Annotated in this window: 14 protein-coding genes; 7 read left to right on the top strand and 7 right to left on the bottom strand. The window is 60.5% G+C overall.

Annotated features, from left to right (window positions below):
- Positions 1–12 precede the first annotated feature (12 nt).
- Positions 13–912 carry a 1-acylglycerol-3-phosphate O-acyltransferase, YihG family gene (gene yihG / locus QRN20_RS06085; RefSeq protein WP_004885137.1) on the top strand — a complete coding sequence of 300 codons (900 nt, stop codon included), beginning with the start codon at positions 13–15 and terminating at the stop codon, positions 910–912.
- Positions 913–1,010: 98 nt separating this feature from the next.
- On the opposite strand, the gene QRN20_RS06080 is transcribed toward yihG, so the two are convergent.
- From QRN20_RS06080 to rutR, 6 genes are all read right to left on the bottom strand, one after another.
- Positions 1,011–1,715 (bottom strand): YiaD family glycine zipper/OmpA-like lipoprotein, encoded by a 705-nt coding sequence (locus QRN20_RS06080; protein ID WP_285360035.1) that lies wholly within the window; start codon positions 1,713–1,715, stop codon positions 1,011–1,013.
- A gap of 96 nt (positions 1,716–1,811) precedes the next feature.
- Complete coding sequence (locus QRN20_RS06075; protein WP_029242245.1) at positions 1,812–2,738, bottom strand: ABC transporter permease; 927 nt, start codon at positions 2,736–2,738, stop codon at positions 1,812–1,814.
- Positions 2,738–3,853, bottom strand: coding sequence for an ABC transporter permease (locus tag QRN20_RS06070; RefSeq protein ID WP_285360034.1), 1,116 nt, complete (start codon positions 3,851–3,853; stop codon positions 2,738–2,740). Before QRN20_RS06070 ends, QRN20_RS06075 begins: the two co-directional genes overlap by 1 nt.
- Positions 3,846–5,360: an ABC transporter ATP-binding protein gene (locus QRN20_RS06065; protein WP_122434126.1), complete on the bottom strand. Its 1,515-nt coding sequence runs from the start codon at positions 5,358–5,360 to the stop codon at positions 3,846–3,848. Before QRN20_RS06065 ends, QRN20_RS06070 begins: the two co-directional genes overlap by 8 nt.
- A complete protein-coding gene (locus QRN20_RS06060) occupies positions 5,357–6,448 on the bottom strand; it encodes a BMP family ABC transporter substrate-binding protein (protein ID WP_285360033.1) in 1,092 nt (363 codons plus the stop codon). Before QRN20_RS06060 ends, QRN20_RS06065 begins: the two co-directional genes overlap by 4 nt.
- Before the next feature lie 507 nt (positions 6,449–6,955).
- Positions 6,956–7,699 carry a pyrimidine utilization regulatory protein R gene (rutR, locus tag QRN20_RS06055; RefSeq protein ID WP_004885143.1) on the bottom strand — a complete coding sequence of 248 codons (744 nt, stop codon included), beginning with the start codon at positions 7,697–7,699 and terminating at the stop codon, positions 6,956–6,958.
- Positions 7,700–7,983: 284 nt separating this feature from the next.
- On the opposite strand from rutR, the gene rutA reads away from it, so the two are divergent.
- The 6 genes from rutA (at position 7,984) to QRN20_RS06025 (ending at position 13,091) form a co-directional block, all read left to right on the top strand.
- Positions 7,984–9,066 carry a pyrimidine utilization protein A gene (rutA, locus tag QRN20_RS06050; protein ID WP_004885144.1) on the top strand — a complete coding sequence of 361 codons (1,083 nt, stop codon included), beginning with the start codon at positions 7,984–7,986 and terminating at the stop codon, positions 9,064–9,066.
- Positions 9,066–9,806, top strand: coding sequence for a pyrimidine utilization protein B (gene rutB / locus QRN20_RS06045; RefSeq protein WP_122425710.1), 741 nt, complete (start codon positions 9,066–9,068; stop codon positions 9,804–9,806). Before rutA ends, rutB begins: the two co-directional genes overlap by 1 nt.
- 10 nt (positions 9,807–9,816) lie before the next feature.
- Positions 9,817–10,200 carry a pyrimidine utilization protein C gene (rutC, locus tag QRN20_RS06040; RefSeq protein WP_004885146.1) on the top strand — a complete coding sequence of 128 codons (384 nt, stop codon included), beginning with the start codon at positions 9,817–9,819 and terminating at the stop codon, positions 10,198–10,200.
- A 41-nt stretch (positions 10,201–10,241) separates the two neighbouring features.
- Positions 10,242–11,021, top strand: coding sequence for a pyrimidine utilization protein D (gene rutD / locus QRN20_RS06035; RefSeq protein WP_088235898.1), 780 nt, complete (start codon positions 10,242–10,244; stop codon positions 11,019–11,021).
- Positions 11,022–11,033: 12 nt separating this feature from the next.
- The gene (gene rutF, locus QRN20_RS06030; RefSeq protein WP_058431006.1) at positions 11,034–11,567 is read left to right on the top strand and encodes an NADH-dependent FMN reductase RutF; all 534 of its coding nucleotides are present in this window, start codon (positions 11,034–11,036) and stop codon (positions 11,565–11,567) included.
- Positions 11,568–11,891: 324 nt separating this feature from the next.
- Positions 11,892–13,091 carry a cyclic di-GMP phosphodiesterase gene (locus QRN20_RS06025; RefSeq protein ID WP_122425709.1) on the top strand — a complete coding sequence of 400 codons (1,200 nt, stop codon included), beginning with the start codon at positions 11,892–11,894 and terminating at the stop codon, positions 13,089–13,091.
- Here QRN20_RS06025 and QRN20_RS06020 read toward each other — a convergent pair.
- Positions 13,088–15,820, bottom strand: a complete 2,733-nt coding sequence (locus QRN20_RS06020; protein WP_122569578.1) for a winged helix-turn-helix domain-containing protein — start codon at positions 15,818–15,820, stop codon at positions 13,088–13,090. The two genes, QRN20_RS06025 and QRN20_RS06020, sit on opposite strands and share 4 nt — an antisense overlap.
- Positions 15,821–15,837: the final 17 nt, after the last annotated feature.

Below are 15,837 nucleotides of genomic sequence, written 5' to 3'. Positions count from 1 at the left end.
GCTTTATCCTTCATGGATTTCCTGCCTGCCCCATTGCGCGGCGTCCTCGCCTCGCTGCTGTTGGCACTGAACACCGTCGTCTGCTGCACGGTGCTGTTCGTGGTCACGATCTTCAAGATCTGCCTGCCCTTCTCTGCCGCACAACGCCTCACCGACTGGATGATGAGCCACATTCAGGAAACCTGGATCGGCAATAACAATGCGTGGATCAGACTGCTGTGCAACACCCGCTGGCACCTGACCGGCCTCGAGGGGCTGGACTACAAGCACTCGTATCTGGTGACCAGCAACCATCAGAGCTGGGTCGACATCATGGTGCTGCAGTACGTGCTGAACCGCCGTATCCGACCGTTGAAGTTCTTCCTCAAGCAGGAGCTGATCTGGGTGCCGGTGATTGGTCTGGCATGGTGGGCGTTGGGCTTTCCGTTCATGAAGCGCTATTCCAAGGCGTACCTGGCCAAGCATCCCGAGAAAAAGGGCAAGGACCTGGAAACCACCCGTCGCACGTGCGCGAAGTTTCGTCACAACCCGGTGGGTATCTTCAACTTCGCAGAAGGCACGCGCTTCACGCCGGGCAAGCATGCCGAGCAGAACTCGCCGTTCCGCCATTTGCTGAAACCCAAGGCGGGCGGCATTGCTTTCGTGCTGGATGCGATGGGCGAGCAGCTTGAGTCGATCATCAACGTGACCATTCACTATCCCGCTGGCCGGCCGGGCTACTGGGACTTGCTGTGCGGCAGAGTGAAAGACGTGGTCGCCCACTTCGAAGAGATCAGAATCCCGCAGCAGTTCGTGGGCAAAAACTACGATCAGGACGGCGAATACCGCCTGGAATTCCAGCAGTGGATCAACGCGCTGTGGGAAGAGAAAGACCAGTTGCTGGAACGGATGCACGAGCAGTATCGCGGTTGATTCATGATCGTACCCATGCTCTGCGCTCATCGCTACACACAAGTCGGCCTCGACACTGATCGTGCCCAGAGCATGGGCACGATCATCAGTAAAGGAGCTTACTGCTGGTATTGCTGATATTGCTGACCCGGAATCGGCTTGAGGTTGACCTCTACGCGACGGTTCTGGGCGCGGCCGTTGGCGTCGGCGTTGCTCGCGATTGGCTGATCGGGACCGGCACCGCGTACCGACAGGTGAGCCTGATCAACCCCTTGGGAAGTCAGGTAAGTTGCGACGCTCTGTGCGCGCTGCTGCGACAGGTCCATGTTGTGCTGACGGCTGCCGGTGCTGTCGGTGTAGCCGATGATTTCAATGTTGCTCTGGTTGAATTGCTTGAGCGAGTTCGCCAGGTTGTTGAGCGGGGAAAAGAAGCTGCTGGCAATCGCCGACGAGTCGGTGGCGAATGTGATGTTGCCCGGCATGATCAACTTGATCTGATCACCCTGACGCTGCACCTCGACACCGGTATTGGCCATGCTCGCACGCAACGCCGCTTCCTGTTTGTCCGCGTAATAGCCGTAGCCTGCGGATGCAGCACCTACCACGGCAGCGCCGATCAATGCACCTTTGCCGCGATGGTTATGGTCGATGGCGGCACCGGCCACCGCACCAGCCAGGGCACCCAGCCCGCCGTATTTGGCAGTCTTGTTCATGCCACCGGAGCTTTGAGCCTGGCCCTGATTGTCATAGGGATTGGACGTCGCACAGCCGGAAAGCATGGCCACAGCGGTGGCTGCAATAATCAAACGACGAGACATGAACATTCAGAAGCTCCTGGGTTGGACGAACGCTAATGACCGATTAGAGCATGGCGCCCGTCAAAAATTCCTTAACCCGGCCTGAACCGTCCGCCTGCTGAGTCATCGCCGCTCTTCACGAATATACGGCTCACCCAGCGCACCCGGCTGGCTTGAGGACTGTCGCCTGCCAGCGGCGACCCAGACCATCACCAGCAGGGTGACGGCATAGGGTGTCATCAACACGAAGTACTGCGGCAGCTTCACGCCGGTTGCTGCCAGTTGCGGAATCAACGCTTCGATGCCGCCGAACAGCAGCGCCCCGGCCAAGGCACGCCAGGGCGACCAACGCGCAAAGATGACCAGTGAAACGGCGATCCAGCCGCGCCCGCCAGTCATGTCGGCGATCCACATCTTGGTGCTCAGCACCGCAATGAAACCGCCTGCCAGGCCCATCAGCGCCGAGCCAGCCACAATGGCCGCCAGCCGATAGCCCAGCACCGAAATGCCCGCCGCGTCGGCCGCCTGTGGGTTTTCGCCAACCGCGCGCAAACGCAGACCGGTGCGCGTGCGCTCCAGCAACCAGACCACGGCGAAGAAGATCAACACGGTCAGGTACACCAGCGGATTCTGGACAAACACCTTGCCCACCACGGGCAACTCCGACAGCGGCCACAACTCCACGGCCTGCAGACCGCTGACCGGACGATTGGTCCAGCCCAGCAGCGTACCCAGCAAACCGGTCAGCCCCTGGCAGAAAAACACCAGCGCCAGCCCGGCGATCACCTGATTGATCCGCAATACCAACACCATCAAGGCGAACAGCAAAGACACCACGCCCGCCGCCGCCATCGAGGCCAGCAGCGAAATGCCGGGCGAGCCGACACTCAATTGCATGCCGATGCCCGCCAGCGCGCCCACCAGCATCATGCCTTCGACGCCCAGCGCGAGCACGCCGCTACGTTCGATCAGGATCAGGCCGAGCGCGGCCAACGCAAAGGGCACTGCAAAATCCGGCGCGCTGCCCAACCAGTGAGAAAGAAGGTCCATCAGCGTGCTCCTGCCTGAATGCGTCGCAGGCGATGACGAATGAAGAAGTCGGACGAGGCCACGCAGATCACCAGAATCGCCTGGATCAGTTGCACCATCGAAAACGGGATCTGATAGAACACCTGCAGGTTGCGCCCCGCCACGAACAGCATGGCGATCAGCAGCGCCACAATCGTTGCCGCCACCGGATTGTTGCGCGCCAGAAACGCGATGAGAATCCCGGAAAAGCCATAACCCTGATAGAACGACTGGGTCAAACGACCCTCCTGTCCCGAGGTCACGACAAACCCCGCAAGCCCCGCCAGTGCGCCCGACAGCAGCACAGTGCCCATGATCATCTTGCGCACCGGCACGCCTACCGCACCGGCCACTTTCGGGTTGGCATCGACAAAGCGCAGGTACAGACCGGCCCGGGAAATGCCGATGAACCACAACGTCAGCAGCATGACCAGCAGCGCCAGCACGATGGCCGCGTTGTATCCGGCAAACAGGTCCGGCAGGCGCTCGAAACTGCGCAACGCAGGCGAATACGGAAAGTTGTCCCGTGGATCTTTCCAACTGCCGTAGACCAGATGCAGCAGAAAATTGGCGGCGATGTAATTGAGCATCAGGGTCGAGATGATTTCATTGACCTGCCACTTCAGCTTCAACAGGATCGGCCCCAGACTCCAGAGCATCGCGCAGACGATGGCAGCCGCCATCATCAATGGCAGGCGCAGCATGTCCGGCCCCACGTCAAACAGCGAAATGGCCGTGGCACCGATGGCGCCCCAAATCATCTGCCCCTCAAGCCCCAGGTTCCAGAACCTCGCCCGGAATGCCATGCAGCCTGCCAGACCGACCATGATCATGGGCGAGGCCTGAAACAGCACGGCCTTGAAGTTCTGTGCATCGAATACGGTCTGCATGACGAACTCATTGAGCAGCTCATCCGCAGGAACGCCCGCCATGATCAGAATGGCGGTGCAGATGGCCAAGCCGACCAGCAACGCCAGCACAATGATCAGCGCTTGCAGCGGCCAGCCTGTTTGCTGGCGTATTTCCAATGTGTAGCGTCGCGACAGCAAGGGGCTTCGCGGCGCACTGCCTGCGTGCAAAACAGTCGATTCAGTCATGACTCACCATCGCTTTGCCTATGGCCTGACGGTCGGCGGGATGCTCGAACTCGGCGACGATGCGCCCGCCGTTCATTACCCCGATCCGGTCAGACAGGGTCAGAACCTCGTCCAGGTCTTCGCTGATCACCAACACGGCTGCGCCTGCATCACGCGCCGCCCGTAGCCGGTCATGCACAGCCTGTGTGGCGCGAACATCCAGGCCCCGGCTGGGGCTGTGGACCAGCACCAGTTGCGGGTCGCGGCTGAACTCTCGAGCGATCACCAGCTTCTGCGCATTACCACCCGACAACAGCGCGGCTTTCTGATCGAGCGAACGCACGCCCTGCACATCGAAATCCACGACGGCCTTTTGCGCGTCCTGCTTCAGACGCGAGTAGCGCATGCGCCAGAACGAGCCGTACTGGCCGCCATGGATATTGCCCACGCCAAAGTTCTCGGCCACCGACAGCGAACCGGCCAGCGCCGCGCCGTAGCGATCTGCCGGGATCGAGGCGATACGCAGCTGACGCCGTTGCTCGGTCGATGCGGTGCGCAGATCACCGAACTGCGCCAGATGAATCTCGCCTTCGGTGGGTTGGGGCAGCCCCATCAGCGCGTTGGCCAGTTCCGCCTGACCGTTGCCGCCGACGCCTGCGATGCCGTAGATCTGCCCGGCACGCAGGGTCATGTTTACGCCGTTCAACGCGTTATTGCCCTCAGCGCTGTGCAGGTCTCTGACCTGCAGACGGACCTCGCCGGGCATGGCCGGACTGCGCTCGCTGACCGGTGCGGAATCGCCCACGGTCAGTTGCACCAGTTGCTGAACGCTGACGCTTTGCGGGTCGAGGGTCTGGATCGTTCTGCCGCCGCGCATCACGGTCACCCGGTCGGCGTAGCGCTTCACGTCGGCCATCTTATGCGTCACCAGAACCACTGCTGCGCCCTGTCGGGCAAAGGTCTGCACGGTCATCAACAGACGCTCGGCCTCCTGATCGGTGAGCACGGCCGTGGGTTCGTCAAGAATCAGAATCCGCGCACCGGCCAGCAGCACCTTGAGAATCTCCACACGCTGCTGTTCGGCGACCGACAGGCTGTCGACGTTGCGGGTCGGGTCGAGCACGAAACCCAATTCCTCGGCCTTGGCGGCAATCTCCTGCTCAAGCGCCCGCAGACGCTTGCGATAACCACCCTCGCCCGGCTGTTCACGCAGCCCCAACAGAATGTTCTGCGCCACCGTGAACGGCTTCACCAGCTTGAAGTGTTGATGCACCATGCCAATCCGGTAGCGGCTCGCATCCTTGGGGCCTTGCAACTGGACCGGATTGTCGTCGATGAGCAACGAGCCGGTTTCAGGCGCATACAGCCCGGCGGCAATGTTCATCAGCGACGATTTGCCCGCACCGTTCTCGCCCAACAGCGCATGGACCTCGCCCCAGTGAGCGGTGAAGTCGGCGTCGATCAGCGCCTTGAAGCCGTCGAACGACTTGCTGATCCCGGTGAGTTGAAGCGCATTGACCTGACTCATTGCTGAGTCATCACGCCTTCGACGAACCAGTCCATTTTCCACAAATCAGGGTCAGACAAATGCTGCCCGACGGCGATGCGCTCCTTGCCGTCTCGATCCGCCATCGGGCCGCTGTAGATGATTTTTCGACCAGCCAGCAGTTCGGCGCGCTCGGCTTCGATCTTCTGCCGGTTGTCCGCAGAAATAATAGGGTCCTTGGTCAGGGTGATGTCAGTGCCGCCCTGCTCCATAGACAGCAGGGCGCCATTGGGCGCGGGCGTCCAGTTGCCTGCGATGACTTTCTTGAGCTCAGGCCCCAGGAAACGGTCCCAGACCCAGACCGACGAACAGACGGTGGCCTTGGGCGCGAACTCGCTGAGGTCACGGTGGTGACCGGTGCCGTGAATGCCGCGCTCCTGGGCGACGATCTGCGGTGTGGGACTGTCGACGTGCTGACCGACCACATCGACCCCGTTGTCGATCAGCGCCATGGTTGCCGCACGCTCCTTGACCGGGTCGTTCCAGGCACCCGTGTAAACGACCGCGACCGTGGCCTTCGGGTTGATCTGCTTCGCACCCAGCTCGTAGGCATTGATGGTCCAGTTGACCTGCCCGAACGGGTTGGCGGCCACGAAGCCCAGCTTGCCGGTTTTCGACGCGGCGCCTGCTGCCATGCCGCACAGGTACTGGCTTTCATAGGTGCGACCGTAGAACGACTCCAGGTTGGGCGCGTTGGTGGTGCCCGAGCCGTTCAGGAACGCCACTTCAGGGTATTTTTTGGCCAGTGTCAGGAAGGTGTCGGAGTAACCGAAAGCCGTACCGACGATGATGTTCGCGCCACGTGCGATCAGACGGTCAACGACCGGCGTGATGGCAGCCGCGTTTTCAGGAACGCTTTCGACGTACTGGATTTTGGTGTCCAGATCCTTTTCCAGTTTTTGCCGCGCTTCGTCGAATGCCTGGGTCCAGCCGCCGTCGTTGCGCGGACTGATGTACACCATGGCGATTTTCGCCGGGCCTTTGAGGGTCAGCCCTTCCGCCTGGGCAAGGCTGCCCATCCCGAACGCAACAGCCGCACACAAAGTCCCGGGCAACAGTTTCTTGTACATAGACGTTTTCCTGAGGGTAATGGCCTGCAAGAACAGCGCGGGGCCGACCCAGCAGGCCATAGCAGCATCCATGCCACTGCAGAAAAGACGTTATGAAACAATGGGCTGTAGAAAACAGCATGATCAAAACGGATCAGATGGTCCGATTCAGAGCACTTGGTTTGTGCAGAGTGACCGGTTGCTGCTCAGCCGGGGTGCGTACGGCAAACATCGGACTGTGGGAGGCGGCTTGCCGGCGAGGCATTTTCCCAGGCAACACATCAGCGACTGGACTGATGCCATCGCCGGCAAGCCGCCTCTTATCAAACAACCTATAAACCACTGAAGAAACTGGATTTTGTGGGAGCGGACTTGTCCGCGAATGCTGCATTTCAGTCGCTGAACTTACATCGGCTGTACCACCTCTTCGCGGACAAGTCCGCTCCCACGGTCCGGTGTTTGCTGCGCGACAGCGCTACGTCGAAGACGTGGTGGCGCCACCACATTGGATAGCGTTTCGTCAGAGGCTCAAGGCTTTTTTGACGAAGCACCACGCGGCAGGATGCCGTCCAGGATCATGCTGCGCAGACTCTCCAGAACCTCGTCGAAGAATTCGGGGTCATCCAGGGTTCTACCCGTCACCGCCTCGACCTGCGTGCGGAAGTCTGCGTAATGCTGGGTGGTCGCCCACAACGAGAAGATCAGGTGATGCGGATTGATCGGCGCCAACTGGCCGCTGTCGATCCAGTGCTGAATGACCGCGACCTTGGTCTGCACCGTGTCGCGCAACGGATGCTGCAGTTCGCCCTGTATCAGCGGCGCGCCCTGCATCACTTCCATGCAGAACAGCCGGGACTCGGCCGGATGATCGCGGGACATTTCCAGCTTGGCCTTCAGGTATGCACCGATGGCCTGCTGCGGGTCCTTGTCGGCAGTGAAGTGCAGCAAGGGGCTGAGCCACACTTCCAGCAACTGGCGCAGAACGTTCAGATACAGGTCGTCCTTGCTGCTGAAGTAGTACAGCAGGTTGGTCTTGGACACGTCCGCCAGGCTCGCCACCTGATCCAGGCTGCTGCCATGCACGCCGTAACGGGAAAAGATTTCCAGCGCAGCATCGAGAATCACACTGCGCTTGCCTTCCATGAGCCGCAGGCGTCGCTTGAGGGCGGATGCACTGGGCTCGCGGGTCGCCTTGACTGCCTTGTCGGGCTTGACCTTGCGCACGCGTTTGCTCGCGGGCTCTGTCACGGGAGGTTTCTTGTTCACGCACATCCATCCGGTGATGCCGAAATAAGCAGGCATCTTAACGGGCGGACACACTTTGTCGATATGGATGCGAACCGCGCCGCGCATTTATCCGCCGCATGCCCCATCAGCGTGCGCCCTGCACAAACCAAGTGCTCTAATCCAGACCAAATGGTCCGAAATAAACGAATTAATTTCCTAACCACTTGAATAAAAACAACAAACCAAAGCTGGCCCGCTCCATGCAGGTTCGGTTCAAGTGCCGCCCGTTGTCCCTGGGGCACGCATCGACTATCGCAGAGAGGCCTCATATGGACATCGGTATCTTCATCCCCATCGGCAACAACGGCTGGCTGATTTCCAGCAACGCACCTCAGTACATGCCCACCTTCGACCTCAACAAACAGATCGTGCAGAAGGCCGAGCACTACGGTTTCGACTTCGCGCTGTCGATGATCAAGTTGCGCGGCTTCGGCGGCAAGACGCAGTTCTGGGAACACAATCTGGAGTCGTTCACCCTCATGGCCGGACTCGCCGCCGTGACCAGCAAGATCCAGTTGTTCGCCACGGTCGCGACCCTGACCATTCCGCCCGCGATTGCCGCACGCATGGCGTCGACCATCGACTCGATTTCCAATGGCCGCTTCGGCATCAATCTGGTCACTGGCTGGCAGAAACCCGAATACGAGCAAATGGGTCTGTGGCCGGGCGATGAGTTCTTCCACACCCGCTACGAATATCTGGCCGAATACGCACAGGTGCTGCGTGACCTGTGGGCCACCGGCAGCAGTGACTTTCAGGGCGAACATTTCAGCATGCAGGACTGCCGCGTCAGTCCCCGTCCGAAAGCCGACATGAAGCTGATCTGTGCCGGGCAAAGTGAAGCTGGCATGGCGTTCTCGGCCCAGTACGCCGACTACAACTTCTGCTTCGGCAAAGGTGTGAACACCCCGACCGCGTTCGCGCCCACCGCGCAGAAGCTGATCGAGGCCAACGAACAGACCGGGCGCAACGTCACCTCCTGCGTGCTGTTCATGATCATCGCCGACGACACCGACGAAGCCGCACGCGCTCGTTGGGAGCACATCAAGGAAGGTGCCGACGAGGAAGCCATCGCCTGGTTGAGCGACAAGGGCTCGGCCGACAAGAGCGCAGGCTCGAACCTGCGGCAGATGGCCGACCCGACCTCGGCGGTCAATATCAATATGGGCACGCTGGTCGGCTCCTGGGCCAATGTGGCGAAGATGCTCGACGAAGTGGCCAGCGTTCCTGGCACTCAGGGCGTGATGCTGACCTTCGACGATTTCGTGAAGGGCGTCGAAGATTTCGGTCAGAAGATTCAGCCACTGATGAGCAGCCGCAGTCACATCCTGCCGCTCAAGGAGGTGGTCTGATGAACGCGCCTGCAACGATTGCCGGTGTGGATTTGCCGCCCGATCTGCAACCCGCCCGCGACCTGCCCGCCCGCCCCGAAGCCCTGCGCATGAAAGCTGGCGAGACGGCGCTGGTGGTGGTCGACATGCAGAACGCCTACGCCTCGCTCGGCGGCTACCTGGACCTGGCCGGGTTCGATGTCAGCAGCACGGGACCGGTCATTGCCAACATCAAAAAGGCCTGCGCCACCGCACGTGCGGCCGGTATCCCGGTGATCTTTTTCCAGAACGGCTGGGACCCGGCCTACGTGGAAGCAGGCGGCCCCGGCTCACCCAACTGGCACAAGTCGAATGCGCTGAAAACCATGCGCAAGCGGCCCGAACTTGAAGGTCAGTTGCTGGCCAAGGGCGGCTGGGACTATCAGCTGGTCGATGAACTGAAGCCTGAACCCGGCGATATCGTGGTGCCGAAGATTCGCTACAGCGGATTCTTCAATTCCAGCTTCGACAGCGTGCTGCGCAGCCGTGGCATTCGTAATCTGGTGTTCACTGGAATCGCCACCAACGTCTGCGTCGAATCGACCTTGCGTGACGGCTTTCACCTGGAATATTTCGGCGTGGTTCTGGCCGACGCCACTCATCAGGCAGGCCCCGAGTTCGCTCAGCAGGCCGCCCTGTTCAACATCGAAACCTTCTTTGGCTGGGTCTCCAGCGTCGATGATTTCTGCACCACCTTCAGCCCGGTCGGGCAACCTTTGTGAGGATCTGAGCATGACCAAGAAAGCGATCATTCCTGCTGGCACCACCAAGCCGATTGCCCCATTCGTACCGGGCTCGATGGCCGATGGCGTGCTCTACGTGTCTGGCACCCTGCCCTTCGACAAGGACAACAACGTGGTGCATGTCGGCGATGCGACTGCACAGACCCGTCACGTGCTGGAAACCATCAAGAGCGTGATCGAAACCGCAGGCGGCACGATGGATGACGTCACCTTCAACATGATCATGATTCGCGACTGGGCCGATTACGCCAAAGTCAACGAAGTGTATGCCGAGTACTTCGCGGGCGAGAAACCGGCGCGCTATTGCATCCAGTGCGGCCTGGTAAAGCCAGAAGCACTCATTGAAATCGCCAGCATCGCCCACATCGGCTGAACCTCGAACGTGGGCGCTCGCCGCCCACCTGGAGCGCCTGCATGTTCCATGAACTTCACGCTTCGCAAACAGCCGACGCCCCGACACTGGTGCTCAGTTCGGGCCTCGGCGGCTCCAGCCGATACTGGGCCGACGACCTGCTGATCCTGACCCGTGACTATCAGGTGCTGGTCTACGACCATGCGGGCACTGGACGCAGCCCCGCCGTATTGCCGCCGGATTATTCGATTCGCCACATGGCGCTCGAACTGCTGGAACTGCTCGACTCGCTCGACATTCAGCGCTGCCACTTCATGGGTCATGCACTGGGCGGGCTGGTCGGGCTTGAGCTGTCGCTGCTGCGCCCGCGACTGCTGGACAGTCAGGTGCTGATCAACGCCTGGAGCAGCCCGAATCCGCACAGTGCCCGCTGTTTTTCGGTGCGCAAGAAACTGCTGTTGAACAGCGGGCCTGAAGCCTATGTGCAGGCCCAGGCGCTGTTTCTTTATCCGGCCGACTGGATCGCGGCGAACACCACGCGGCTTGCCAGCGACGAGGCGCACGCGCTGGCGCACTTCCCCGACACCGACAACCTGCTGCGGCGCATTCATGCGCTGGAAAGCTTCGACATCGAGGCGAACCTTGCGGACATTCGCACCCCGACGCTGCTGATCGCCAATCGCGACGACATGCTGGTGCCATGGCAGCGTTCACAGCATCTGGCCGACACGCTCCCCGACGCCAGGCTGGTGCTTCTGGAATACGGCGGTCACGCCTCGAACATCACTGACCCTCATCCCTTTCACCGAGCCCTGCTCGACTTTCTCAGCGCCCAGGCCTGAAGGACCGTTGCCATGCACACTCAATCCGCAATACGCCCAGCCGAAACCACTGCCGTCACCCAGCTTCAATTTCGCGACGCGATGTCCAGCCTCGCTGCCGCAGTCAACGTGATCACCACCGATGGCCCGCACGGCAGGGCCGGATTCACCGCGACCGCAGTCTGCAGCGTGACCGACCAGCCACCGACGCTGCTGGTCTGCATCAACCGCAGTGCATCGGTGTACGAGGCCTTCGTGGGCAATGGCACGTTGTGCGTGAACACGCTGGGTCACGAGCAGCAGGCGCTGTCCAACCTGTTTGGCGGCAAGAACTCTCAGGCCGAGCGCTTCGCTGGCGGCCAATGGCTGGAAGGTCTGACCGGCGCACCGTTACTCGATGGCGCCAAGCTGGCATTGGACTGCCGAATCAGCCAGTCAGTGAGTGTCGGCACCCACGACATTCTGTTCTGCGAGGTGCAGGACATCCGGCATGAAAGCCAATCGGACGCGCTGGTGTATTTCGGACGTCAATATCATCCGCTGCCCGGTGTCCTGCCGACGATTTGAAAGACCGGTCGGCGCTCTCGGCCGCCGACCACTCTGTCACGGTCATTGATTGTTTTTATCAAGCGCTGGAGGCACAACCCATTAAAGCTACAAGCCATTGATCTAAAACAACAAAAACAGAATCAGCAACTTATTGACGTCAGTTAAATACACAAGATCTTTTCCTGAACTGCTGCTTATACTGGCGTTACGAGATCAGGATGATCCTTGCAGTCAATAAGGTGAAGTCATGTCGATCCATCGCCAGACCACACAATCCAAAGGGGCCGTTGCGCCCTGCTCACGCACAGGCTGCTCCATCGAGCCAGATCTGGGTGGCTGGGCATGCTGAAAAAGATCCCCGTCTCCGAACTCAGCCTTGGCATGCACATCCATAAGTTCTGCCGCCCTTGGAACAGTGATCCTTTCTGGGTCGCTCACGTCGAAACCGTTCTTCACGATACCGATGTGCTCAAACGCATTCAGTCTTCCGATACCCTCGAGGTCTGGATCGACACGCAACAGGGCCGTGATCACACGCCGCAACCCACACCGGCCTCGGCGCATGACGACACTGCAGCGGTCAGCCTGGAACAGGAGGTCAAGCGCGCCAGAGCCATTTGCGGCAAGGCCCGCGATGTCGTGATGAACATGTTCAGCGAGGCCCGGATGGGGCACGCCATGAAGATGGACAATGTGGACCTGATGGTCGAGGAAATTTCCAACTCGATCCTGCGCCATCCGCACGCCCTGATCAGCCTGTCCCGCCTCAAGACATCGGATGAGTACACCTACATGCATTCGGTTGCCGTCTGCGCGTTGATGGTGGCGCTTGCCCGGCGGATGGGCATGAACGATGAGCAGGTCCGTGAGGCCGGCGTAGCGGGACTCATGCATGACGTCGGCAAAATGATGATTGCACCGGAAGTCCTCAACAAACCCGGCAGGCTGACCGTCGAAGAATTCACCCTGATGAAAACCCACCCCGAGCAGGGTCTGAAAATTCTCGAGGAGAATCTGCCAGTCGCGGCGCTGGTGATGGATGTCTGCCTGCATCACCATGAGAAGGTCGACGGCTCGGGCTACCCCGATGGATTGCAAGGGTCGGACATCAGCATCTTCGCCAGAATGAGTGCGGTCTGCGACGTGTATGACGCGATCACCTCGGACCGGCCGTACAAGAAGGGCTGGGGTGTTGCCCATTCGATCCGTGAGATGGCTTCCTGGAAAGGTCACTTCGATGACGTGGTGTTCCAGAGTTTCGTCAAGACCGTGGGCATCTATCCGGTGGGTGCGCTGGTGCGCCTGGAAAGCGGACGGCTGGGCGTAGTCATGGAGCAGAGTGAAACGTCGCTGCTGACGCCCAGGGTCAAGGTTTTCATGTCCGCACGCACCCGCAAGACCTTCGCGGCGCAGATCATTGACCTGGCGAGCAACGAAGACCGGGACGCCATTATCAAGATTGAACTCCCCGCCGACTGGGGGCTGGACCGCGTCGATCACCTCTGGTCAGGCATGGCGCCGGATCAGTCCGTCTCGGGTTAACTCAACAGCCCCAGCGCCTTGGCCCTCGCCACCGCCTGGGTCCGGCGTTCCACGCCCAGCTTGCTGTTGATGTGGCTGGCGTGGGTCTTGACCGTGTGCAGCGAGATGAACAATTGCTCGCTGATTTCCTGATTCGAACAGCCTTGGGCGATCAATCTAAGCACGTCCAGTTCACGTACGCTCAGGCAGTCGCTGCCGTGCACCATCTCTGCGACAGTAGTCACCGGACACGCCGGAAGTTGATCAAGCAACGCATTACGCACCGCGCAAGGAGGTGCCTGAAGCAACTGCTCACGAAGCCATTGCGGATGTTCGTCGAGCAACGCACGAAACGCAAACAGCGCACCACCAGCGGCGGGCTGCAGGCTACGCATCAAGCGTTCCCGGGCTTCGTCATGGCGGGCGGCGTCAAGCAACAGTCCGATATGTTGAGTCATGGCCATAAGGCCCACCAATTGCGCGCCGATCCGCAGGGACTGCTCTTCAAGCGCCAGAAGACGTTTCTCGCTGGCACAATGATCGCCGTTGATACGGTCCAGCATGGCGCGCTGCAGTTCGATCTGCTGCGGTAACTGTGGGTGGCATTCAGGCGCGCCAGCGGCCAGCTCGCCGGTGTAGGTCTGAGTGAGGCGCAGCAACCATGACTCGGCCAGGTCGATGCGTCCCTGCACCAGCCAGAGTTCACATTTGACCAGCGTGATCATGGCCAGGTAATAAATCGGCGGGACATCCCAGATGTGCATCAACCGTTCGGCCTCGGCCAGCTCCGCAAAGGCTTCGGCAAAACGCCCTGCACAGCCTTCCATCGTGGCAATCACACAATGGCCGATGAGCACGCTGATATCGCGACAGGCATGGGCTTCGGCCAGACCGGCTAGCAGTTTTGCCCGCCCCGCATCGACCTGCATGCACAGCGTCAGCAGATAGCCTTCATACAAGGTCAGACGCGCCCGTACCGCATACAGACGAGACGAGGACAGTCCTTTGAGGCGCTGTTGACCCTGACGCACCTCTTCGAGCGCCCGCAGGACCTCGCCCCGAGCCTGCAAGGCTCTGGCGCGATCATAGTGGGCGAGCGCTTCGAACAATGGATTTGCGACCCGTTGCGCCAGCTCCAGCGCATCGCGATTCAATGCGCGGGCGCGCCACAGATCGCCTTGGGCGATGGCCAGATTGGCAAGCGTCGAAAGGCACACCAGGCGCTGCCCGTAACGTTTTTCGGGCAGGCTGAGCAGGGCTTCGCTGCAATACCGCAGCGTCCTGTCGCTGTCGCCCCGACCACGAGCAATCACGCCACTCAGCGCCAACCACTGGGCCAGCATGGATTTTTGTGCGGTTGCCGACGGCGCGGGCAGGAAGCGACTCAACTGATTGGCCAGTTCTTCAGCCGCATCCAGCTGGCAGGCCAGTCCCAATGCCCAGGCATACAGCACGATCAAACGCGGGGTGCTGGTCAGCAGGCTGTCAGGCAAGTCCATCTTCCAGCGCAGCAACATGCCGACGTTCTGCTCAGCCAGCAGCTGCTCTTCGGAGAGGTTCTGCACCAGATTGGCTGCGACATCCAGATGTCCGGCGCGCAGGGCCTGCTCAACGGCTTCATCAAGCAGGCCCTGGCCGCTGAACCAGCGACAGGCATTCAGGTGCAGGCGTGTCTGCTGCGGGCCACTGGCCTGACGGGTGCGCAGCAGGTCTGAGAACAAATGGTGATAGCGAAACCAGTGGCCCTGCTCGTCGAGCGGCACCAGAAACACCTGATGCGCCTGCAGGTAGCGCAGCATCTCGGCGCTGTCGTGGGTATCGCGGGCCGCGTCGCACAGGGCGCTGCAAAAGCGTTCCAGGCACGCCGTTTCATAAAGAAACGCCTGCGCCTCGGCAGGCAGGCAGTCGATGACTTCTTCGAGCAGGTACTCGCGAATCATCACCTCGCCGCCATGCAGGGCCTGAGGCAAAGCGTTGTCATCACCAGCTTCGGCAGCCGCCAGCAGCCAGAAACGCAGCCCCGCCACCCAGCCCTCACTGCGCTCAATCAACCGTTGCAGCGCTTCGTTGTCGAGCGAGCGGCTGTGCCGGTCCAGCAATGCGATTGACTCGTCATGGGTGAGCCGCAGGTCATGTTCGTTGATTTCGAGTAACTGGCGTGAAAGACGCAGGCGGGCCAGATGCCAGTCAGGTCGCTGACGGCTGGTGACCATTACCACCAGCCCCGCCGGCAAATGGTTGAGCAGAAACTGCAGACAACGATCAAGCACGCTGCCCTGCGCCAGATGGTAGTCGTCGAGTACCAGCAAGAGCGGCTGACTGAGCATCAGGTGCACGGCCAGTTCGTCCAGCAGCCCGTCGAGCCAGGGTTCAAATGCAAACGGCTGATGGCGCTGGCGCATCTTCAGCAACCCCATCGCCTGCCCGCCCAATTGCGGAAGGAACTGCTGAAGCCCTGCCAGCAGACGTTCCAGAAAACGTCCAGGATCCTGGTCTCTGGAACTCAGCCCCAGCCACACGCTTTGCCATTTGTCCGGTAACGCCTGACAGAACTCGACCGCCAGAGAGCTTTTTCCAAACCCGGCCGGAGCACAGACCAGCAGCAATCGCCCAGACAAGCCTTCGTGAAGGCGCTGGCACAATCGGGGTCTGAGAACATGGCCATCGGGCAGTGGCGGTCGGAAGAATCGCCCTTCCAACGCAGGAATCGCGCTGTCTGCGAACCCTTGCATACGGGACAGATCAGTCATGGCCGGCTCTTGTATGA

This window comes from Pseudomonas sp. fls2-241-TYG-175, from assembly GCF_030209155.1.
In the GTDB taxonomy this organism is placed as follows: Bacteria; Pseudomonadota; Gammaproteobacteria; order Pseudomonadales; family Pseudomonadaceae; genus Aquipseudomonas; species Aquipseudomonas viridiflava.
This window is presented reverse-complemented; position numbering and strand designations above follow the sequence as displayed.